Source organism: Kitasatospora sp. NPDC048194, from assembly GCF_043202455.1.
Classification (GTDB): Bacteria; Actinomycetota; Actinomycetes; order Streptomycetales; family Streptomycetaceae; genus Kitasatospora.
The window spans coordinates 287426-308961 of record NZ_JBIDAK010000003.1 but is presented as its reverse complement, the minus strand read 5'-3'; the positions used below and the strand labels follow the sequence as shown (position 1 = coordinate 308961).

Sequence of the window (21536 nt, the reverse complement as noted above, 5' to 3'; positions counted from 1 at the left end):
TGGCTGCCTTTTTTCCGGCCTACCGCTCTCCTCGTGGGCGGCCGGTGGGCGGGGGCGGCCGGTCAGTCCGTCGGCCCCGAGCGGGTGTCCGGCGCCGGGCCGTGTGCGGATGCGCCCCACCATCTGATCGTTTGGAATTGAGCTGTGTCGTCCACTGTGAAGCCGGAGCCGTCCGCCGCGACCACCGGGCCCCGGCCCGTCGGGCTGCTCGAGCGCTGGCGTCCGAGGGCCGCCGTGGCGTCGGTCTGGTACCTGCGCCTGCTGGCGCTGCTGAACCTGGCCACCGTGCTGCTCGTGCCGTGGGGCAACCAGGTCACGGAGCACAACGAGGGTGAGTACTTCACCCCGTACCTGATGACCTCCGGCCTGGCGGCCGCGGTGCTGTCGGTCTTCCTCGCGATCGCGATGCGACGCCGCAAGCGGGCCGCGTGGATCTTCAACACGGCGCTCGGCGGCCTGTTCGCGCTGCTGTACCTGGCGGTCATGGTGCTGCCCGACGAGCGGTTCAACCGCCACCCGCTCAACTACGTCTCGACCGTGCTGACCTGCCTGTTCGTGCTGGCGCTGCTGATCGGGCGGAAGGAGTTCACCTCCAAGGGCGACCGCTCCAACCCGAAGACCGCGGCGGCGACCTTCGTGGGCGGGCTGGTGGTCGGCGGGGTGCTCGGCGCGCTGCTGGTCTGGCTGACCAACGAGCTGGGCGGTGCGGGGTTCTGGGACCTCTTCCGCTACTCCGTCGGCCGGATGATCACCATCACCCCGTCCCAGCACCTGCGTTCGGTGATCTCCGCGCCGACCTGGGTGAACGCCCTCATCAACGCGATGGGCGCGGTGCTGTTCCTGCTGGTGCTCTACGTGGCCTTCCGCAGCCCGCGCGGCAAGGAGCTGCTCACCCCGGAGGACGAGGCGAGGCTGCGCGACCTGCTGGACAAGCAGGGGGAGCGGGACTCGCTGGGCTACTTCGCGCTGCGCCGGGACAAGGCCGTGATCTTCTCCCCCAGCGGCAAGGCGGCGGTGACCTACCGGGTGGTCGGCGGGGTCTCGCTGGCCTCGGGCGACCCGATCGGCGACCCGGAGGCCTGGCCCGGCGCGATCGACGCCTGGCTGGCCGAGGCGCGCGAGCACGCCTGGGCGCCGGCCGTGATGGGCGCCTCCGAGGAGGCCGGCGTGATCTACGCCCGGCACGGGCTGGACGCGCTGGAGCTGGGCGACGAGGCGATCGTCGAGCTGGACGAGTTCTCGCTGGACGGCCGCGCGATGCGCGTCGTCCGGCAGGCGTACAACCGGGTCAAGCGGGCCGGGTACACGGTGCGGATCCGCCGCCACGAGGACATCTCCGAGGAGGAGATGGCGCAGCTGGTGGCCAAGGCCGACGAGTGGCGCGACGGCGCGACCGAGCGCGGCTTCTCGATGGCGCTGGGCCGACTCGGCGACCCGGCCGACGGCCGCTGCGTGATGCTGGAGTGCCACGACGGGACCGGCGAGCTCGCGGCGCTGCTGAGCTTCGTGCCGTGGGGGCCGGACGGGCTCTCGCTGGACCTGATGCGCCGAGCCCGGGACACCGAGAACGGCCTGATGGAATTCATGGTGATCGAGCTGCTGCAGCGCGCCGAAGAGGTGGGGCTGAAGCGGGTCTCGTTGAATTTCGCGATGTTCCGCTCGGTCTTCGAGCGCGGTTCCCGGTTGGGCGCCGGACCGGTGCTGCGGCTGTGGCGCTCCGTCCTCGGGTTCTTCTCCCGCTGGTGGCAGATCGAGTCGCTCTACCGCGCGAACGCGAAGTACCGGCCGATCTGGGAGCCGCGCTACCTGCTCTTCGAGAAGAGCAGCGAGATCCCCCGGATCGGCATCGCAAGCGCGCGGGCCGAGGGGTTCATCGTCGCGCCGAGACTGCCCGCCCTGTTCCGTCGTCGGCATGCCGGGACCGCCGTGGCGGCCCCCCGGGTACCGGTGGCGGCGCGGGACGGGAAGGGGTAGCCCTCCGTCGGGGGGCGGAGGGGGCCACTCGGTCGGATGGGGGATCCGGTGGGGGGATGGTTCTCCCCCCTGAGGATGACGTGAATCCCCATCCATGGCGATGTCTCGTTCTTAACCGGCTTCTAATGTGGGAGTAGTCGAGAATCTCAGGGATTCAGGAGAAACGGTTGTGAATCACAGGGCCCACGCGGGGGGCGTGCGAAAGGGGCCGCTGGCGCTAGCCGGTGCGGCCGCTCTCGCCGAGTGGGGCACGTTGTACGCGACGGTCCGGGGCGCGGTGGTGCGGAAGAAGTTCGCCGCGTTTCCGCTGGCCAGCGTGGCGACGTTTCTGATCCTGCTGTTCAGCATCGTCCAGCACCTGCCGGGCGGTGAGCGTTTCGTCAACAACATCGGGGTGGTGCGGGCGGCGCTGCCGCTGGAGGTCTCGCTGCTGCGGACGCCGCTGTCGCTGTACGTGCCGGCGCTGGACCTGCCGGTCTGGGGGGCGCTGGCCCAGGTGTTCGTGGTCTTCGCGATCGCCGAGGTCGTGCTCGGCCGGCGGCTGACCCTGGTGATCGCCTACGCGTGCACCCTGACGGGCACGCTGTTCGCCCGCGTCGGGGTGGCGATCGGGCCGGGCCACCTGTTCGGCTTCCCGAAGTGGGTGGCCTACGTGCGGGACACCGGACCGTCGGCCGCGGTGGTGGCGCTGGCGATCTGCATCGCGTTCCGCTGCCGGGCCTGGTTCACCGCCGGGCTGGTGGTGGTGCTGATGGTCGGTGAGGCGGTCGTGCTGCCGAACCTCGCCGGTCTGGAGCACGTGGTCGCGGTGATCACCGCGCTGCTGATCGCCGTCTCGGTCGAGGTCTTCGGGGACTTCTGGCCCCGGGTGCTGGCGGGGGTGGGCGCGGCCACCTCGGTGGCCGCGGTCGCCTCCCGGGAGGTCGCGGTGGAGGCCGGACGGCGCCGCCCGGCCGGGGCCGTCATCCCCTGAGCCGCCCGGCCGGGGCCGTCATCCCGTGAGCGGGCTGCCCGGGGCCGTCATGCCGTGAGCCCGCCCGCGTGCCGTCGGGCGGCCGTCAGGCGTGCGGGAGCAGGAGCTCGAACCAGACGACCTTGCCCACCGCCTTGCGGGCGGTGCCCCAGCGTTCGGCGAGCTTGGTGACCAGGGTGAGGCCCCGGCCGGTCTCGCCGAGCTGCTCGGCCGGCTCCAGCGAGGGCAGGTTGTGGTTGTCGTCGCTGACCTCGACCAGCAGCTTGTCGACCCGGATCAACTGGAGCTGGACGGTGTCCCGGGCGACCCGGACGGCGTTCGTGACCAGCTCGCTGACCAGCAGCTCGGTGGTGTCGCTGAGCGCCTCCAGGTGCCAGGCGGACAGCTGCTCGCGGACCAGCGAGCGGGCCCGGCGGACCTCGCGGTGGTCCACGGTGAGGTCCCAGGTCGCCACCTCGGAGGGGGCGACCCCGTCGAAGCGGGCCACCAGCAGCGCGACGTCGTCCTTGCGGTCGTCCGAGTGCAGCCGCCGCAGCACCTCGTCGCAGGCCTGCTCGGGGCTCTGCTGAGGGTCGATCAGGTTGCCGCAGAGCGCGGCGAGGCCGGCTCCTATGTCCCCGCCCCGCACCTCGACCAGGCCGTCGGTGCACAGCACCAGCATCGAGCCGTCCGAGACGTCGATGGTCTTGGCGACGAACGGCACCCCGCCGACGCCGATCGGCGCGCCGGCCGGGATCTCCAGCAGCTCGCCGGTGCCGTCCGGGTGCACCAGGACGGGCGGGACGTGCCCGGCGCTGGCCAGCTCGCAGGTCCGGTTGATCGGGTCGTAGACCGCGTACAGGCAGGTCGCCAGGTGGTCGTCACCGAGCTTGTGGGCCAGGTTGTCCAGGTGGCGCAGCAGCTGGCCGGGCGGGAGGTCGAGGGCGGCGAGGGTCTGCATCGCGGTGCGGAAGCGGCCCATCGCGGCCGCCGAGTGGATGCCGTGGCCCATCACGTCACCCACCACTAGGGCGACCCGGCTGCCGGGCAGCTGGATCGCGTCGAACCAGTCGCCGCCGACCTCGGCCTTCGGGTCGCCCGGCAGGTAGCGGTGGGCGATCTGCACACCGGGGATCTGCGGCGGGCGGGTCGGGATCATCGAGCGCTGCAGGGTGGTGGCGACCCGGGCCTCGGCCCGGTGCAGCCGGGCGTTGTCCAGCGAGAGCGCCGCCCGTACCGCCAGCTCCTTGAGGGTGGCGGCGTCGCTCTCGTCGAAGGGGGTGCGGTCGGGCAGCCGGAGCAGCTTGAGGATGCCCAGGACGGTGCCGCGGGCGGACAGCGGCACCACCAGCATCGACCGGCCGGAGACCACCGGGGCCAGCTGGGCGCCGCCGAGCGCGATCGCGTAGTCCACCGCGACGTCGTCGCTGATCACCGGGACCAGCACCGGCTGGTTCAGCTGGAGGGCCATCCCGGGCGGGGTGCGGCGGGGCATGCTGACCAGCGAGCCCTCGGAGAGCACGTGGTCCCAGGCGCCGCCGGCCTCGTTGAAGACCAGGGCGACCCGGCGCAGCATGGTGTCGTCGTCCGGCCGGGCGACCGGCAGCTCCGAGTCCGAGATCAGCCCGTCCACCAGGTCGACGCAGGCGAAGTCGGCGACCCGGGGGACCAGCACCTGGCACAGCTCGTGGGCCGTGAAGCCGAGGTCCAGGGTGGTGCCGACCTTGCCGCCGACCTCGTTCAGCAGGGCCAGCTGCTCGCCGGCCTGCCCGTTGGTGAGGAACGGGCCCAGGCGCCCGCTCGCGGGGCACTCGGCGCCGGCGGGGGCCGGGACGGTGCCGGACGGGGTCGGCCCGGTGCGGCGGGGCGGGAGGCCGTCGGCGGACGGCTCGACGGCGGCCTGCTGCTCGATGGTGGCGCCTCCTCCGGTGGGCGGGGGTACCTCCCGGCCGGCGGCCCGGGGAGGGAAGGACGGGGTGCCCGCGGGCCGGGCGCCGACCGTGGCGGGGCGCTGGACCGGCTCGCGCTGCTCGTGCTGGGCGCGTGGGTCGAGGAGTTCGCGTCGTTCCGGCTGGTCCCGTCGTTCGTGCTGGGTGTGCTGGGCGTGCTGGTCTTGCGGGGCGGCCTCGCGCTGGACGGGCAGCGGGCCGGGGCGGGCGGCGCGCTGCTGGGCCGTCGGATAGCGGCGGCCGAGGCCGGCCGCCGCGTGCGCGGTGCCGGTCTGCGCGTCGGAGGGGAGCACCGGCAGCACGGTGGCCGCGTCCAGCCGCAGCGCCGGCAGCCCCCCGCTCGCCACCGCCTCCAGCAGCGGCGACCGGTGGGCGGCGGGCAGCAGCCGGGCCAGCGGTCCGGGCAGCCCGCCGACGGCCGGGACGAGCGCGGCGGTCAGCGCGTGGAAGCCGCCCCGGGCGGCGGGCGCCGCGGAGAACGGCAGCAGTCGCTCGCCGAGCGCGAGGCGCGGGCCGGTGGTGCGCAGCGGGCGGGCGTCGGCGGCCAGGGCGAGCAGCCCGCCGGACGGGCCGGGCACCGGATAGGCCCACCAGAGCACGTCGCGCTGGTGCTCCTCGCGGTCGCGCACGGTCAGCCGGCCGGCCCAGGGGCGGCCGGCTGCGGTCAGCTCGGCCAGGGTGTCGAAGGCGTCGCAGCGGCGGCGCACCGCGCAGCGGCCGAGCACCCGGGACTCCAGGGCGGGCAGCAGCCCGGAGGCGGGGCGGTCGGTGGCGGCGTCGGCGCGGTGTCCGAACAGCTCCTCGGCGGCCCGGCTCCACTGGGCGATCCGTCCCGTCCGGTCGACCAGGACGAGGGCGAGCCGGACCAGGGCGGCCACTGAGCCCGGGAGGTCTCCCGGGGCGGTCTCGGCGCCCGCCGAACGCGGTGTGGAGTTGGACTCGGCCACCATGGATTCGGTCTGCTCCCGCCTGGCCGCCGCGCCTCGAGGCGGCCGTCTCTCCGGAGGAAGGCACGCTGTGCGGATACCAGCGAAGCACGGACCGGGCCGGCCCCGACACCGAAACGGGGAGATTCATCAGGATCGGTTGCGTGTCGGGTGCCGCACGCCGGTCCGTACTGCCGCTTCACCCGGACGGGGCTTGTCCGCGCGGCGGTAGGGTGGCAGGCCGGGCCGCCCCCGCGGCGGTTCCGCAGGACCCTGCCGGCCGGAGGAGACAGAGCGAGAAGTGAGCGCGCAGACCCCCGTTCGCTGGACGGACCCGGAGCAGCAGGAGCTGGAGGAGCGGGTCGCCGCCGCCGAACTCGCCTGGCTCAGCATGGACGTGGACGTCCAGACGCTGCGGGTCGAGATCGACAACTTCGCGCTGATCCACCACCAGCTGCTCGGCCCGCTCTACGCCCGGCTGGACGAGCTGGACGCGTTGGTCGCCGAGGCCGTCGCGGCCCGCACCGGGCGGCCCGAGGACGTGCGGCGGGCCGCCGAGGCGCGCCTGCGGGTCGAGGAGCTGCCGGACCTGGACGCGCTGTTCGACTCGGTCCGTTCGGCCGGTTCGGTCCGGGAGGCCGCTGCCGGGGCGACCGGCGAACCCGGCCGGGAGACCCCCGAGGCCGCCCCGCCGCCCGCCGCGCCGACCCGGGTGAAGCCGGGCAAGGAGGCCCAGCGGATCTACCGCGAGCTGGTCCGCCGCGCCCACCCCGACCTGAGCACCGACCCGGCCGAGCAGCAGCGCCGGGCGGCCTTCCTGGCCCGGGTCAACGAGGCCTACGCCTACGGGGACGCCGCCGCGCTGGAGGGCCTGGCCGCCGAGTGGTCCACCGCGCCGGAGGCCGCTCCCGCCCTCGACTCCCCCGACCGCCTGGAGTGGCTGCGCCGCCGCCTGGACTGGCTGACGGCCAGGATCGCCGCGACCGCCGCCGAGCAGGTCCGGCTGGAGCGGACCCCGATGGGGCAGCTGCTCGCCCTCGCCCCGCAGGACCCGGACCGGCTGCTGGAGCAGCTCGCCGAGGAGCTGCTCGCCAAGGCGGCCGCCCAGCAGGCCGAACTGGAGCGGCTGCTCGGCGCCCGCGGACCGGCGCCGGTGGGCGACAATGACCCGGACCCGACCTCCCCCCAGCCTTCGGCCGGGGTTCACCCCCCTCAGGAGAGCCACCCGATGTTCGCGCAGATCCCCAGCACCGACGCCGCCTCCGTCCCCGCCGACGCCGCCCTGCTGGACGTGCGCGAGCCGGACGAGTGGGACGCCGGACACGTCGAGGGCGCGCTGCACATCCCGATCGGCGAGGTGATCGCCCGGATCGACGAGCTGCCCGACACCAAGCTGTACGTGCTCTGCCGGGTCGGCGGCCGCTCGGCGCAGGTCGTCCAGTACCTCGTCCAGCAGGGCCGGGACGCGGTGAACGTGGACGGCGGGATGTACGCCTGGGAGAGCGCGGGCCGGCCGATGGTCAGCAGCACCGGCCAGGAGGCCTTCGTCCTGTAGGCCGCCGCACAGACCGGTGGGCCGCACCGGCCGGTGGGCCGCCGCGGCGTCCTGGGGCAGGATGGGCGGCGCGACGCGCCGGTACGGGCCGGCGGTGCGCCGGTCGGGCGGGGGAGGCCATGACGGAGACCACGGATGGGCCCGCCTCCCGCGGGCAGCTGCGGGCCGACGGCCCCGGGGGCAGGGCCTGGTCCAAGCCCGCGCAGCTCGTCCTCGGGCTCGCCGCGGCGGTGCTGGCGGGCGGCACCGGGCTGTTCCTGGCCGTGGTGTTCCTGCACGTCGCGCCCGCCAACTCGCTGTCCCGGCAGTACCGGGACGAGATCGACGGCGTGGTGTACCCCGAGTTCGAGCAGAACTGGAAGCTGTTCGCGCCCGACCCGCTGCAGCAGAACATCAGCGTGGACGCCCGGGTGCGCACCGTCGCGGACGGCGGTGCCACCCGCACCCGCGACTGGATCGGCCTGACCGCGCAGGACATCGCCGCGATCCGGGCCAACCCGGCGCCCAGCCACGTCGACCAGAACCTGCTGCGCCGCGCCTGGGACCTCTACGAGGGCTCGCACGACCAGGACGGCAGGAGCACCGACTCGCGCGGCCGGCTCGCCGAGCAGTACCTCAAGCGGGTGGCGCTGCAGCGGATCGGGCGGGAGGTGGACGGCGAGCGGGTGCTGGAGATCGAGTTCCGGGTGACCTCGGCCACCGTGCCGCCGCCGCCCTGGAGCGGCGAGGCCAAGCCGCCCGCGCCCAAGGTGCGGGAGCTGCCGTGGTGGCCGGTCGGGGACGAGGACTACCGGGGGCTCGGGTGAACGAGGTGCGGGCCGCCGAGCGCGTGCAGGGCGGCATCCCGCGGCCGGCCGGACCGCCGCCCGTTCCCGCAGCGGCCCCGAAGGGCCCGGCGGCGGTGGTCGGGCGGGCGATGGCGGCGTTCACCGGGCGGGTCCTCGGCCGGCACCAGGCCGCGGTCGTGCGGATCGGCTTCGGCCTGGTCCAGCTCGCCTACCTGGTGCGCGAGTGGCCGAACCGGCGGGTGCTGTACGGCGACCGCTCGCCGTGGTCGATGGAGCTGGCGGAGCGGCTGCTCGCCGACAACGGGGCGTTCAGCGTGCTGCCCTGGTTCGGCGGGCGGCTCTGGTTCGAGCTGGTCTACCACCTGTCCGTGCTGGCCGCGCTGGCGCTGCTGCTGGGCTGGCGGACCAGGGCGGCCACGGTGCTGTTCATGGTCACCGTGCTCTCGCTGCAGAACCGCAGCGTCTTCCTCGGGGACGGCGGCGACAACGTCGTCCACCTGATGGCGGTCTACCTGGTCTTCACCCGCTGCGCCGAGGTGTGGTCGCTGGACGCGCGGCGCCTGCGGCGGTCCGTAGGGTCCGGCTCCGGCCGGGAGCGGTCCGGGGTGGTGCTCTGGGGGCTGCTGGGCGCGGTGCTGGCGGTCTGCCAGTTCGGCGGCTTCGCCGGGGGCGGTCTGACCTGGACCGGCGCGACCTTCCCGTACCTCGGCTGGTCGCCGCTGTTCTGGGGGCTGTGGGCGGTGGCCGGGCTCTGGTGGGCGGTCGGCCGGTGGCGCCCGGCGGGCGAGCTGCGGGCGGTGCTCGACGCGCTGGCCACCATGGTGCACAACTGCGCGCTGCTGGTGATCGCGGCCGAGGTGGCGCTGATCTACGCGACGGCCGGCTGGTACAAGGTGCAGGGCTCGCGCTGGCAGGACGGCACCGCGCTGTACTACCCGCTGCACCTGGACTACTTCACCCCCTGGCCGGGGCTGTCGGCGCTGATCGGCTCGGCGCTGCTGCCGGTGTTCCTGCTGTCGTACGGCACGGTGGTCCTCCAGGTCGCCTTCCCGTTCACGCTGCTGAACCGGCGGGTCAAGAACGTGCTGCTGGCGGTGATGGTGGTCGAGCACCTGGGGATCGCGGTGGTGCTCGGGCTGCCGGTGTTCTCGCTCGCGATGGTCGCGGCGGACGCGGTGTTCCTGCCGACCGGCGTCCTGCTCCGGGTGGCGGCCCGGCTGGGGCGCACCCGGTTCACCGGGTCCACCGGACACACCGGGGGCGCCGAGCACGTCGGCCGCGTCGGGCGCACGGGACGTGCCGGGCGCATCGGTCGTATCGGGCGTATGGGGCGAAACGGTCGGAGGTCCGCCGCCTAGGATGGCGTCATGTCCTGGTTCGCCGCCCTTCGTGACACCGCGCGGACCGGACTCACCCTGGACCGGGCGCTCACCGATCCCAAGCGGGCCGCGCGCGGAGCGGTCGCCGTGGCGGTGGTGCTGTTCCCGACGCTGGCGCTCGGTGGAGTGGGGCTCGCCACCTCGGCCGCGATGGGGGCGTTCATCGCCGGGGCGGCGACCTTCCAGCGCAGCTTCCGCCCGCGGGCCAGCCTCGCCGTCGCCGCCGGTGCCGGACTCGGCGCCAGCACCTTCCTGGGCTACCTCGCCGCCGGGGTCACCGGGCTCTTCCCGGTGCTGCTCGCGGTGTGGGCCTTCGGGGCCGGGCTGGCCTGGGCGATCGGGCCGACCGCCGGGGTGGTCGCGGCCAACACCGTGTCGGTGATGCTGATCATCGTCCAGCTGCCGGTCAGCGCGCTCGCCGCGTTCGGCCACGGGCTGGTCGCGGCGCTCGGCGGGGTGGTCCAGGCCGTCGTCATCACGCTGTGGCCGATCGGGAGTTGGACCGCCCAGCGGGACGCCCTCGCCGACACCTACGCCGAACTCGCCGACCACGCCCGCAGGTTGCGGCAGGACCCGACCGCGCACCTGGACCCGGCGCCGTTCATGACCGCCCGCAGCGCCGCCGCCCTGACGCCCTGGCAGGACCGCCACCGGCCCGCCGAACTGCGCGGCCTGCGCGGCATCGCCGAGCGCGTCAGGCCCACCCTCGCCGCCCTCGCCGACCCCAAGGTGGGCGCCCCCGAGGAGGGCCCGGAGCGGGACCGGGCCCGCGAGGTGCTGGCGGCCTCCGCCGAGGTGATGGACGCCCTGGCCAGGGCGATCCGCACCGGCGATCCCGTCCGGCTCCCCAGCTCGGCGCCCGCCCTCACCCTGGTCGGGTCGGAGGACGGACCGCGGCTGCAGGGCGCGGCCCGGCGCGCCGCCCGGCGGCTCGGCGGACTGCTGCGCAAGGCCGCGGACACCCTGGACCGCAGCGACGAGGACACCATCACCACGCCGGTGGCCGGGGCCGGCGGGGCGCTGCACAGGCCGTCCATCGGCCGGATGCTGCCGGTCGCGCTGCGGACCGTACGGCGGCAGCTGCACCCGCGGTCGGCGGTCTTCCAGCACGCCGTACGGCTGGCCGCGGTGGTCACCCTGGCCTACGTCCTGGCCCGGCTGGCCGGCTTCCACCACGGGTACTGGGCGCCGATGACCGCCGCGATGGTGATGCGGCCGGACTTCGCCCAGACGTACAGCCGGGGCGTCGCCCGCCTGGCCGGGACGGTCGTCGGGGTCAGCGTGTCCACGCTCGTGGTGCAGCTCGCCCACCCCGGGCAGTGGGTGCTGGCCGCGCTCGCGGTGCTGTGCATCGGCGGCTCGTACCTCGCCTTCCGCACCGGGTACGCGCTGACCACGGTCGGGATCTCCTCGTACGTGGTGTTCCTGCTCGGGCTGCAGGCCGGGAACCCGCTGGAGACCGCCTTCGAACGGGTGGGGATGACGCTGCTCGGCGGATCGGTGGCACTGCTGACGTACGCGCTGTTCCCCACCTGGCAGACCGCCCGGCTCGGGGAGCGGCTCGCCGAGTGGCTGGCCGCGGCCGGGCGGTACGCGGCGGCGGTGATCGCCTGTTACGAGCAGCCGGCGCAGCCGCGGGAGCGGACGGTGCGGTCGGCGCTGCTGGACTCCAGGGAGGCGCGGGCCGAGCTGATCCAGGCCATGCAGCGGGCCGATGCCGAACCGGGGCGGCACGCGTCCGGGCTGGCCGGGGTGAGCCGGCGCCAGATCGACCGGGCCCGGGCGGCGATCGGGCACCTCGGGCGGGCGGCGCTGCTGCTGGAGGCGCACCTGCCGGCCGCCGACGCGGATCCGGTGCCCGGGGCGGCGGAGTACGCGGAGGAGCTGCGGCTGGCGACGGCACTGGCGGCGGGGGCGCTGCTGACGGGGCAGCCGGTGGAGTTCGGGGCGGTGCGGGAGGCGCAGGCGCGGCTGGAGGAACGGCTGGCGCAGGCGCCGGCGGGGGTGCAGCGGGACGTGGTGGTGGCGGGGACGCGCCTGGTGGGGGTGGCGCTGCGGGACCTGGAGCGGGCTCTGCGGGGGAGTTCCGAGGGGCGGTAGGGCGTGCTGCGGGCAGGTGGGGGCGGCCGCGGGTGCGGGTGGGAGAGTGGGCGGTATGGCAGATGACGAGGGGCTGGTGCGGGCGTGGCGGGCGGTTGAGCGGGAGCCGGGGGCGGTGTTGCTGGACGGGTTCCACGCGCTGAAGCACGCGCTGCGGTTCGGCGGGGACGTCCGGCGGGTGCTGACGGCTGATCGGGCGGCGCTGCTGGCGCTCGCCGGCGAGTTGGCGGGGGACGTCGTCCCGGTGCTGGAGGGGCTCGCGGTGGAGCTGCCGGAGGAGCGGCTGCGGGTGCTGGCGCCCCGGTTGCATCCGACGGGGGTGATCGCGTTGGCCGTCCGCCCGTCGGTCGGGGCCAACCGGGCGGCGCTGGAGCACCGGCCGCGCAGGGCGCCGGTGGTGGTGCTGGAGAATCCGCGCAATCTGGGGAACGTGGGGGCGGTGATCCGGCTGGCGGCCGGGTTCGGTGCCACCGGGGTGGTGACCACCGGCGACCTGGACCCGTGGCACCCGACGGTGCTGCGCGGGAGCGCGGGGCTGCACTTCGCCACCGCCGTCGAGCGGCTGAGCCTGCCGGAGCTGCCGGACGGGCCGCTGTTCGTGCTGGATCCGGAGGGCACGGACATCCGGGACCTGCCGTTCCCGGACGACGCGCTGCTGGCCTTCGGCACCGAGCGGCACGGCGTCTCGGCGGAGCTCAGGGCCCGCGCCGACCACCTGGTCGCGGTGCCGATGCAGCCCGGGGTGTCCAGCTTCAACCTGGCGACCAGCGTCGCGATGGGGCTGTTCCACTGGCAGTCCGGCAAGCGCTGAGGCGGTCAGGAGAACAGCGCGCGCCAGGTGTCCGGGCCGGGGTAGCCGTCGGCCTCGGCGCCGCGCCAGCCCTGCGCCTGCTGGAAGGCCTGGACGGCCTGCCGGTCGCTCTCCGTCCAGACCGGGCCGGGGCCGACGGCGTAGGAGCCGCCGAAGCCCTTGCGGACCAGCTGCTCGCCGAGCTGCCGGACGTGGTCGTTGTCCTGGCCGGGCCCGAAGTACTGCGGGCCGGGGAAGGCGGGGGCGCCCGGGTCCGGCGGTGGCGGGGGCGGCAGCGGGGTGGCCGCGGCGATGTCGCGGCCCTTGCCGTGCACCAGGTAGTCCCAGGTGTCCTTGCCGGGGATGCCGTCGGCCTCGCTGCCGCGCCAGCCCTGGGCGAGCTGGAAGGCCTCGGTGGCCCTGCGGTCGGCCTCGCCCCAGCGCGGGCCGGGGCCCTCGGAGTAGAAGCGGCCGCCGCCGCGCTGCACCAGCATCTGCCCGAGCCGGGTGACGTACGCGTTGTCGGCGCCGGGCCCGAACTTGTCCGCGCCCGGGAAGGCGTTCGCGGAGGTGCCGCCGTCGCCGGACAGGCCGGTGTAGCGGTACGGGACGTAGGAGGCGGAGTTGTTCCAGTAGGCGTACGGGGTGGAGCGCTTCTTGGCGCCGGGTGAGGTCTGCTCGTAGGCGACGTAGCGGGTCCGGGAGGAGTCCGTCCAGCCGCCGAAGATCGTCACGTGCGATCCGGCCTGCGGGTTGGCGGGGTTGTTGTAGATCAGCACGTCGCCGGGCTGGAGGTCGTTCTTGCCGATCCGCTCGGCGAAGTCCGGCAGGGTCCAGGTGGTCTGGTTGCCGGCGAGGCCCCAGGCCATCGAGACGAAGCCGGAGCAGTCCTGGCGGTAGCCGTCCGACCAGTAGCGGCTCATGCTGTACGGCACGCCCTGGTCGACCCAGCTCTGGGCGCGCTGGATGATCTGGGCCCGGGTGACGGGCTGGGCGGCGAGCGAGCGGGCGGCGGCGTCCTCGCCGTAGGGCCCGCCGACCTCGCCCTGGGGGGTGCGCGGGGGCTGGGTGGCGCTGTTGCCGCCCGGGGCGGGGGCCGCCGCGGTGGCGGCGGCCGTCCCGCCGCCCAGCGCGGTGCCCACGGCGGCCATCAGCACGGCGGCCCGGCGGTGGAGGCTGCGGGAGGCGGCGTGCGACCGGGCGCGTCGGCGGGCCCGGCAGCCCCCGCATATGCAGTCGTCCTCCGGCTCGACCTCGTCGAACTCCAGCAGTGCGGAGAGGGGGTCGGTCAGGGTCATGCTCCGCCTCTTTCCTGCGGTCTCTCCCGGCCGTTCCTGACGGCGGGACAGAGACCAAGGTCCCAAAGCGGCGGCGGTGCGGCGCGGCGGGTGAGCCGGGCGGGTGACGTCCGTTCGGCCCGCGGGCGTGGCGCGGGCGGGTGGGAGCGGGTAGGACGGGTGCGGATCGCGACCGGCCGGATGACGGGGGATCAGCGCGGATTGGCCGGCGAGTACTCGGGCTCGGTCCAGGTCAGCGGGCTGGCGTCGGCGATCTCCAGCACGTCGGTGACGGCCAGTTCGACCATCCGCTCGGCGCCCGGGGCGGCCTCCCGGGCCTCCTCGGACCAGTCGGCGCGCGCCTCGCCGGTGATCAGCAGGGCCCTGCCGGTCTCCCACTCGGGCAGCAGCAGCCCGGCCCGCGGATCGAGCTCCAGGTTCCCCAGCGTCATGAACATGTTGTTGCCGCGGTATTCGGGCCAGCGCACCCGGTTCGGCCCGACCGCCTCCAGGAAGCCGGGGAAGCCGCCGCGGTGCGAGGCGTCCACGCTGCCGTCCGGGCCGGCGGTGGCGATGAAGAAGGTGTCGGCCGTGGCCACGGTCAGCCGCTGTGCCACGGACAGCTCCGGGCCGGCCGCGACGATCCGGGGCGCGCCCGCGCCCGGGCGGTCCAGCGGGGTGCGGCGCTGGATGTACTTCGGGCAGTTGGACACCACCTCCTCGGCGCGGACCGTCAGCCCGCCCCGGCCGTCCGGCGCCGAGCGGCCGTTGAGCCGCATCCGGCGGCGGCCGGCCGGGTCCAGGGCGATGGTGCCGACCCGGGCCGGACGGGTCAGCGCCTCGGCCAGCGGGTCGGCCCCGGCCGGACGGGCGGCGACCGTCAGGGTCCGCTCGTCGGGAGCCTGGAGGAAGCCGGCCGGGCCGGCCAGCTGGGTGGCCCAGATCCGGCCGTCGAGGTCGGCGGCGCCGACCACCAGCATCCGCCGCTCGGCCAGGAAGCGGGCGGCGACGGCCGGGACGGTGCCGCGGATCGAGCGGCCGGCGTGGTCGGCCCGTTCGGTCAGGCCGGCCCGGGCCTGGGCGGCCCGCTCGCCGGCGTGGTAGGGCGTGCTGACGGTCGTCATGGTGTCTCCGCTCGGCTGGTCCGGTGTGCACCCCCGCAGCACACCGGGCGCAGGCGGGGTGGTCGGCGGCTTCTAGAAGAAACCGCAGGTGGGGGCGGTGGCGTCGGGGGCCTTGGCCTCGGTCTCGTCCACTCCGGCGCGGGTGTAGACCTCCAGCCGGATGCCGTCCGGGTCGGTGAAGAAGATGCCGCCGGAGGCGGAGCCCTCGCGGTGCGGGACGACGCCGTCGTAGGCGAACTCGGCGCCCAGCTCGCGCAGCAGCCGTTCGGTGGCGCGCACCTCGTCCAGGCTCTCGACCTCGAAGGAGAGGTGGTGGAGGCCGGGCGTCCCGGTGGCGAAGGCGCCGGTGCTCTGCTGCCAGAGGGTGACGACGAGGCGGCCGTCGCGGCCGAGCAGGGCGTAGCGGCGCTCCGGGTCGGTGCCCTCGTGGGCGACCTCGAGGCCGAGCACGGCGCGGTAGAAGTCGATCGAACGGGCCAGATCGGTGACGTTCAGACCCACGTGGCCGGTCTGCAGCGTGCGGAGCTGGGTGGTGCTGGACATGCCTGGTCACTCCCGGAGGCTGGTCGGTCCGGCAGGCCGTTGTTGCCTAACCGGTATGAGTGAGACTAGGGGTTAGGTGATGAGGCGTCAACCGGTTCGGGGGTCATGAGTGGTTAGGTTCGGCCGGGGCCGGCGCGCGGGAACGCCGAAGCCCCGCCGGACCGTTCCGACGGGGCTTCAGGACTGCACGGGGTGGAGCGGGGGCTACGCCCACTCCCAGCGGATGCCGATGTGGCCGGGCTGCTGGTCCGGGGCCAGGACGTGGGCGCTCGCCGAGGCACCGATCCACAGCTGCTCCCGGCGGTGGTCGACGTCGGCGCCCGGCTCGCGGTCGTACCGCTCGCAGTGCACCGGCACGGCCGCCGGGTCGAAGTGCACCTGGAGCACGTACTCGCGCACCTGGGTGGCGAAGCGGCGGCTGTACTCCATGGTCGGGCCGCCCGGGGGGATCTCGACCTCGTACTCGAAGACCGTGCTGTCGCCGAGCCCGAGCGGGCGGTCCAGCATCAGCTCGGCGACGGTCAGCCCGACCTCGGGGCGGCGGCGGACCCGGCCGAGCCGGCCGTGCCGCACCGAGGTGATCTCCGGGCAGCCGGTCGCCTCCTCGTCGGCCTTGTGCACGACCAGGCAGCGGCCGACCCCGCCGACCGTGGCCCGCACCACCTGGCGCATCCGGAGCAGGTTGGCGCGCCGCTCGGCGTCCACGTAGTACGAGTCGTGGATGCTCAGCCGCTCCAGCTCGCCGGCCGGCGGGGCGTCCAGCTCGGCGAAGATCGCGGCGATCTCCTGCTCGCCCGGCCAGACGTCCTCCAGCCCGAGGTGGCTGGTGGTGGCGGCGGCGGCCCAGCGGCCGCGCGGACGCGGCGGCCCGAGCAGCGAGGAGAGCGAGCTGTGCGGCAGGCCGAGCAGTTCCTCCAGCAGGTGGACGGCGCGCAGCGAGCTGGCCCGTTCGGGCTGGCTGCGGCCGCGGCGCCAGTAGCTGAGGGTGGTCACGCTGACCCTGACGCCGCGGGCGGCGAGCGCCGCGCGGATCCGGTCCAGGCTGAGGCCGCTGGCCTCGATGGCCAGGTTCAGGGCGTCCGCGAAGCCGCCGGCCGGGGCGGGGCGGCCGGTGGACGGCCCGGGGGCGGGGGCCGGGGGCGCGGGGGCGTTCAGGTCCGGACCTTCCGTACGCGATCCGACCAGCCGCAGCCGCGCGGCGTCCGAAGGCTGCTGTGCGGCCATGCGGTGACCCTCCCCACCAGGTGAGTTCGGTGGCACCGGGCCGGCGCCGGAGCGCGCCGCCAGCGGCTTCACCGAGCTTTGGGGAACCCTATGCACGGTCGAGAGGCTACGTCATCAGTCGTGCGTATGACAGTGGTCACGACAGGTGGACGATATGGTTATCGATCTTGAAACAGTCCGGAAACACGGCCGGAACCCGGCCGGGTGCGGTTCCGGCCGCCGGGACGGACACCGCCGGGGCGGGCACCGCCGGGACGGACACCGCCGGGGCGGGCCCTGTCGGCGCCGCCCCGGCGGGGGTCACGGTGGTGCTGTTCGGTGGGACTGCCGGGTGGAGCTACCGGCCGGTGGTCACTTGACGTTCAGCGCGACGTCGTCGATCACGAAGCTGGTCTGGTTGGAGCTGTCCTCGGCACCGGTGAACTTGAGGGTCACGGTCTGGCCGGCGAAGGAGGTCAGGTCCACGGTCTGCTGGACGTAGCCGGAGGCCGCGTTCACGTTGGACCAGGTCTTCAGCGTGGTGCTGTTGGCCTGCAGGGTCAGCTTGTCGTACGCGGTGCTGCCGGTCTCCGCGGTGTCGATGTGCAGCCAGAAGGTGAGGGTCGCGGAGGCGCAGCCGGCCGGGATCGAGACGCTCTGCGACAGGGTGTCGGTGTGGGTGCTGCCGTAGCCGTCCAGCCAGGCCTTCCAGCTGCCGGCGTGGGCCGCCTCCGAGGAGCTGTTGTCGACGACGCCCGAGGAGGTGGTCCACGGAGCGGCGGTGCCGGTCTCGAAGCCGCCGTTGCCGACCAGCTGGGTGGCGGTGCAGCCGCTCGGCGGCGGGGTGGTGCCGCTGCTGCCGCCGAGGAGGGCGGTGGTCAGGGCGTCGGCGACCGGGGAGCCCCAGCCGGTGACCTGGTCGTAGCCGGCCTTCGCGGAGAAGTCCTGGTTGGCGCCGGTGGTCACGTCGTGGAACGCGCCGGAGCCGGCGGTGTTCGCGACGGAGTAGAGCCGCGGGCTCGCCTCGCCGAGGACCGGCTGCCCGGCGGCCTTGGCCTTCTGGTTGAACTGGGCGGCGTAGCCGGACCACAGCGGCGCGGCCGCGCTGGTCCCGCCGTAGACCTGCCAGCCGCCGGCGGTGTAGATCGCGAAGCCGCTCTGCGGGTCGGCGTTGGAGGCGACGTCCGGGACGGTGCGCATGGTGCCGCTGACACCGGTGCCGGTCTGCCAGCTGGGCTTGCTGAAGACGGTGGAGACGCCGCCGCCGGCGGTGCTCCAGGCGCTCTCCGAGGAGTAGGCGTTGGAGCTGGTGACCTTGAGGTTGGTGCCGCCGACACCGGTCTGGTGCGGGCTGGACGCCGGGAAGTCGACGGCCTTGACGGTCGAGCCGCTGGTGGAGCGGGTGCAGTCGCGCGAGCCGTCGTCACCGGAGGCGGAGAAGATCGAGATGCCCTGGGCGGCGGCCTGCTTGAAGGCGTTGTCGACCGCGGTCATCGAGGCGGCGGTGGTGTCCGGCTCGCAGGAGCCCCAGGAGATCGAGATGACCGAGGCGCGGTTGTCGGCCACGATCTTGTTGGCCATGTCGATCTCGCCCTGGTCGCTGTTGGGCGCCTCGTAGACCAGCTGGGTGGCCTTGGGGGCCGCGCCGCGGACGATCTCGCTGTCCAGCTCGACCTCGCCCTGCCCCTGGCCGGGCGAGGAGTCGTAGTTGGCGCCGTCCACCGAGACGGTGGAGACGGCCGGGCCGGTCAGGCCGTACTGCGCGTCGTAGGTGGTCAGGTTCGAGGACTTGTAGCCGTCGAACTCCCAGAGGGCGACCGTGGTGCCGGTGCCGTCGGCGCCGGTCTTGTTGAGGTTGTAGGCGCCCTGGTACTGGGCCGGGCTCAGGCCGCTCGGGGTGGCGGAGGCGGCGTTCGGGGTCAGCGAGCCCGGCTTGGCGATGCGGTTCTTGCGCACCGCGTGGTTGTCCAGGCCGCTCACGCCCTGGACCACGGAGGCCAGGTCGGCGGGGATCGAGGCGGCGCCGTCGTTGGCGAAGAACGCGCGCTGCAGCTGCGGGTCCAGGTAGGAGCTCTCGTGGGTGCCGAAGGCCTGGGAGACCTGGGCGGCGGTGCCGTGGGCGTTGACGACCTGGCGGTTGGCGCTGACGTCGCCGACGGTCAGGCCCTGGGCCGTCAGGTAGGCCTTGACCTGGTCCACGTCCTGCTGGGTCGGACCGAACTGGGCGGTGAACTGCTCCGGCGTCAGGTACTTGCCGAACTGCGGCGAGCCGGGCGTGGTCACCGCGGCGAGGAAGCGGTCGAGCGCGTCGGCGTTGCGCAGCTTGAGGCTGACGGCCACCGAGATCTGCTGCTCGGCGGGGACGTCGCCCTTCTTCTCCGAGTGGGCCACCGCGGGGTTCACGGTGTTCGGGAGGGCGACGCGCGGGGTGGCGTGCGGAGTGGGGGCGGCCTGCGCGGTCGAGACGCCGAGCGAGACGGCGGTCAGCGGCAGTACGGCTATCGCCGCGGCGAGGGCGAGGGTGCGGGGGCGCAACGGATCCTCCTCTGGCCGGCTGTGGGGGCCGGCAAGGGGCCAGGCGTTCCCGGGGCGGAACGCTGGCTAGAACATGTCAGAAGAGGTCAGTCCAGTGGATCATGATCTAGCAATTGATTGCTAAAAAACAGTCAAGTGTGGACGCCCGGAAAGCCCGCGGTTCCATACAGTGAATGTCCGGAATTCCCGCGCCGGTCCATACCAATTCGCCGTCCGGGCCCCGGACGTAGAATCGGGCCGAGGCGAGGGAGAGGGATGACTGACGTGACGGCGGACCCGAGGGACCCGCGACCGCTGATCGGGGAGCCGCTCGCGCTCGACCTGCTCAACACGCGCTGGGCCGGCACGCCCGTCAACGACCTGCTCACCGGCGTCGAGGAGTACCGGGTCTGGCTCTCATCCAACGGGCTGACCGACCGCTGCACCGCCGACGAAGCCGGGCTGGAGGCGATCCGCCAGGCCCGCGAGGCGATCGCACTGGCCGCCCAGGACGCCCGCGATAAGGGGGAGTTGAGCCCGGCGGCCCGCGAGGGGCTGGACGCGGTGCTGGCGCACGGCCGGATCCGGCGGACGGCCGGGCCGGACGGTGCCGAGGACCGGCTGGAGACGGACCTGCCGCACTGGCTGGCGCCCTGGCTGGCGGCGGACGACTTCCTCACCCTGCTCGGGCAGGGCGCGCACCGGGTCAAGCAGTGCGCACACGAGGCGTGCATCCTCCATTTCTTCGACGCCTCGCAGAACGGGCGCCGCCGCTGGTGCCGGATGGCGGTCTGCGGGAACCGGGCGAAGGCCGCACGGCACTACGTGAAGGCCCGCGGTTAACGGACGACCGAACGAAGGGTCGGCGGGCGCGGTGGAGCGCCGCACCCGCCGACCGCTCGTCAGGCGGCGCCCAGCCAGGCGGTGAGGGCGTCGGCGAGCTCGCCCTGGCCCGGGTCCACGGCGGCCCAGGCGACGTAGCCGTCCGGGCGGATCAGCAGCACGGTGTCGGCCAGCTTGCCGTGCGGGTCGGCGGGGGCGGCGGAGACCATGCGCTCCGCCCAGGGCCCGGCGGCGCTCAGCTCGTCATTGCTGACCAGGACGAACTTCCCCGCGCGCAGCGCCTCGTAGAGCCGCTCGGGGCCGGCCGGGGCGCCCTCCTCGGGCTTGCTCAGCGAGGTCAGCCGCAGGTCCGGGACGCGCTTGCCGACCTGCGGGTGGGCACCCTTGGGCGCCGGGTAGGAGATCTCGATGCCGGAGACCATCCGGGCGCCGCGCTCGCTCAGCGGGTCGAGGTGGCTGCCGAGCGCGGTGAGCGCCCCGCGCAGGGCGCGGGTGGGGGCGGACTCGGCGAGCGCGATCCGGATCAGCGCGCCCGAGGTGCGCAGCACCGTCCTGCCGACCGGGTGCCGCTCGGCCTGGTAGGTGTCGAGCAGGGCGTCGGTGGCCCGGCCCTGCAGGGCGGCGGCGAGCTTCCAGGACAGGTTGGCGGCGTCCTGGAGGCCGGTGTTCATGCCCTGGCCGCCGGCCGGGGAGTGGCAGTGGGCGGCGTCGCCGGCCAGGAAGACCCGGCCAGAGCGGTAGTTGGGGGCCTGGCGCTCGTCACTGTGGAAGGTGGAGCTCCAGCGCACCTCGTGCAGCCCGTAGTCCTCGCCCTGGGTGGCCCGGACGACCGTGGTGAGCTGCTCGGCCGTGGGGGCGCTGCCGTCCGGGTGCTGCTCGTCGCGGTCCCAGGCGATGACCCGGTACCAGCCGTCGCCGAACGGGGCGATGAAGGAGAAGCCGGCCTTGTTGGCGCCGACGGCGATCGCGTCGGCGGGCTCGCGCTCCAGCCGGACGTCGGCCAGCATCACGGAGTCGACCACGGCCTCGCCGGGGAACGGGATGCCGAGCAGCTCGCGGACGGCGGAGCGGACACCGTCGGTGCCGACGGCGTAGCGGGCGCGGTGCGTCCGCCCGTCGCCGGTCTCCAGGGTGACGCCCTCGGCGTCCTGGCGCAGTCCGGTGACCTCGGCGCCGCGCAGGATGACGGCGCCGGCCTTCTCGGCGCGGCCCTCCAGCAGCCGCTCGACGTGGTACTGGGGGGTGATCAGGACGAACGGGAAGCGGGTGGGCAGCGTGCCGAGGTCGATCGCGACGCGGTTGAACATCCGCAGCGCGCCGAGCGGCCGGCCGGTGGCGATGAGTTCGTCGGCCAGGCCCCGGGCGTCCAGCAGCTCCAGGCTGCGGGCGTGCACGGCGAAGGCCCGGGTGAGGTTGGACTCGGCGGTGCGCTTCTCCAGGACGGTGACGCCGACTCCGGCGGCGGCGAGGTCGCCGGCCAGCAGCAGTCCGGTCGGTCCGGCGCCGACGATGATGACGTCGGTATCGGTCGTCGGCTTCACGGTCATGTATCAGCTCCCGGTGTTCGGAGGACGGTCGAACGCCGTTTCCGGCGCTCCCCCAGCCTCCATCATCGCGGG

General features: G+C 74.5%; 15 protein-coding genes. 8 read left to right on the top strand and 7 right to left on the bottom strand.

The window, feature by feature from the left end; genetic code table 11:
- Window positions 1–204 precede the first annotated feature (204 nt).
- On the top strand, window positions 205–1974 hold the full coding sequence (locus ACGF07_RS06395) for a phosphatidylglycerol lysyltransferase domain-containing protein (protein ID WP_392896075.1): 1770 nt from the start codon (window positions 205–207) through the stop codon (window positions 1972–1974).
- Between the two features lie 196 nt (window positions 1975–2170).
- Window positions 2171–2947 carry a hypothetical protein gene (locus ACGF07_RS06390; RefSeq protein ID WP_392895938.1) on the top strand — a complete coding sequence of 259 codons (777 nt, stop codon included), beginning with the start codon at window positions 2171–2173 and terminating at the stop codon, window positions 2945–2947.
- An 85-nt stretch (window positions 2948–3032) separates the two neighbouring features.
- On the opposite strand, the gene ACGF07_RS06385 is transcribed toward ACGF07_RS06390, so the two are convergent.
- The gene (locus tag ACGF07_RS06385; RefSeq protein ID WP_392895937.1) at window positions 3033–5825 is read right to left on the bottom strand and encodes a SpoIIE family protein phosphatase; all 2793 of its coding nucleotides are present in this window, start codon (window positions 5823–5825) and stop codon (window positions 3033–3035) included.
- Window positions 5826–6102: 277 nt separating this feature from the next.
- Here ACGF07_RS06385 and ACGF07_RS06380 point away from each other — a divergent pair, with 277 nt between their 5' ends.
- The 5 genes from ACGF07_RS06380 to ACGF07_RS06360 all read left to right on the top strand — a co-directional run bounded on the left by ACGF07_RS06380 (window position 6103) and on the right by ACGF07_RS06360 (window position 12434).
- Entirely contained in the window at window positions 6103–7356 is a 1254-nt protein-coding gene (locus ACGF07_RS06380; RefSeq protein WP_392895936.1) for a rhodanese-like domain-containing protein, read from the top strand.
- A 119-nt stretch (window positions 7357–7475) separates the two neighbouring features.
- A complete protein-coding gene (locus ACGF07_RS06375; protein WP_392895935.1) occupies window positions 7476–8162 on the top strand; it encodes a DUF5819 family protein in 687 nt (228 codons plus the stop codon).
- A complete protein-coding gene (locus ACGF07_RS06370) occupies window positions 8159–9502 on the top strand; it encodes an HTTM domain-containing protein (protein ID WP_392895934.1) in 1344 nt (447 codons plus the stop codon). Before ACGF07_RS06375 ends, ACGF07_RS06370 begins: the two co-directional genes overlap by 4 nt.
- 9 nt (window positions 9503–9511) lie before the next feature.
- A complete protein-coding gene (locus ACGF07_RS06365; protein ID WP_392895933.1) occupies window positions 9512–11623 on the top strand; it encodes an FUSC family protein in 2112 nt (703 codons plus the stop codon).
- A 55-nt stretch (window positions 11624–11678) separates the two neighbouring features.
- Entirely contained in the window at window positions 11679–12434 is a 756-nt protein-coding gene (locus tag ACGF07_RS06360) for a TrmH family RNA methyltransferase (RefSeq protein WP_392895932.1), read from the top strand.
- A 5-nt stretch (window positions 12435–12439) separates the two neighbouring features.
- On the opposite strand, the gene ACGF07_RS06355 is transcribed toward ACGF07_RS06360, so the two are convergent.
- From ACGF07_RS06355 to ACGF07_RS06335, 5 genes are all read right to left on the bottom strand, one after another.
- Window positions 12440–13711 carry a peptidoglycan-binding protein gene (locus ACGF07_RS06355; protein WP_392895931.1) on the bottom strand — a complete coding sequence of 424 codons (1272 nt, stop codon included), beginning with the start codon at window positions 13709–13711 and terminating at the stop codon, window positions 12440–12442.
- A gap of 191 nt (window positions 13712–13902) precedes the next feature.
- Complete coding sequence (locus ACGF07_RS06350; RefSeq protein WP_392895930.1) at window positions 13903–14814, bottom strand: pyridoxamine 5'-phosphate oxidase family protein; 912 nt, start codon at window positions 14812–14814, stop codon at window positions 13903–13905.
- 72 nt (window positions 14815–14886) lie between these two features.
- Window positions 14887–15357 (bottom strand): VOC family protein, encoded by a 471-nt coding sequence (locus tag ACGF07_RS06345; RefSeq protein WP_392895929.1) that lies wholly within the window; start codon window positions 15355–15357, stop codon window positions 14887–14889.
- A gap of 204 nt (window positions 15358–15561) precedes the next feature.
- On the bottom strand, window positions 15562–16581 hold the full coding sequence (locus ACGF07_RS06340; RefSeq protein WP_392895928.1) for an XRE family transcriptional regulator: 1020 nt from the start codon (window positions 16579–16581) through the stop codon (window positions 15562–15564).
- 351 nt (window positions 16582–16932) lie between these two features.
- Window positions 16933–19095, bottom strand: a complete 2163-nt coding sequence (locus ACGF07_RS06335; protein ID WP_392895927.1) for a protease pro-enzyme activation domain-containing protein — start codon at window positions 19093–19095, stop codon at window positions 16933–16935.
- A gap of 255 nt (window positions 19096–19350) precedes the next feature.
- Here ACGF07_RS06335 and ACGF07_RS06330 point away from each other — a divergent pair, with 255 nt between their 5' ends.
- Window positions 19351–19917, top strand: a complete 567-nt coding sequence (locus ACGF07_RS06330; protein ID WP_392895926.1) for a CGNR zinc finger domain-containing protein — start codon at window positions 19351–19353, stop codon at window positions 19915–19917.
- A 59-nt stretch (window positions 19918–19976) separates the two neighbouring features.
- On the opposite strand, the gene ACGF07_RS06325 is transcribed toward ACGF07_RS06330, so the two are convergent.
- Window positions 19977–21464 carry an FAD-dependent monooxygenase gene (locus ACGF07_RS06325; protein WP_392895925.1) on the bottom strand — a complete coding sequence of 496 codons (1488 nt, stop codon included), beginning with the start codon at window positions 21462–21464 and terminating at the stop codon, window positions 19977–19979.
- Window positions 21465–21536 lie beyond the last annotated feature (72 nt).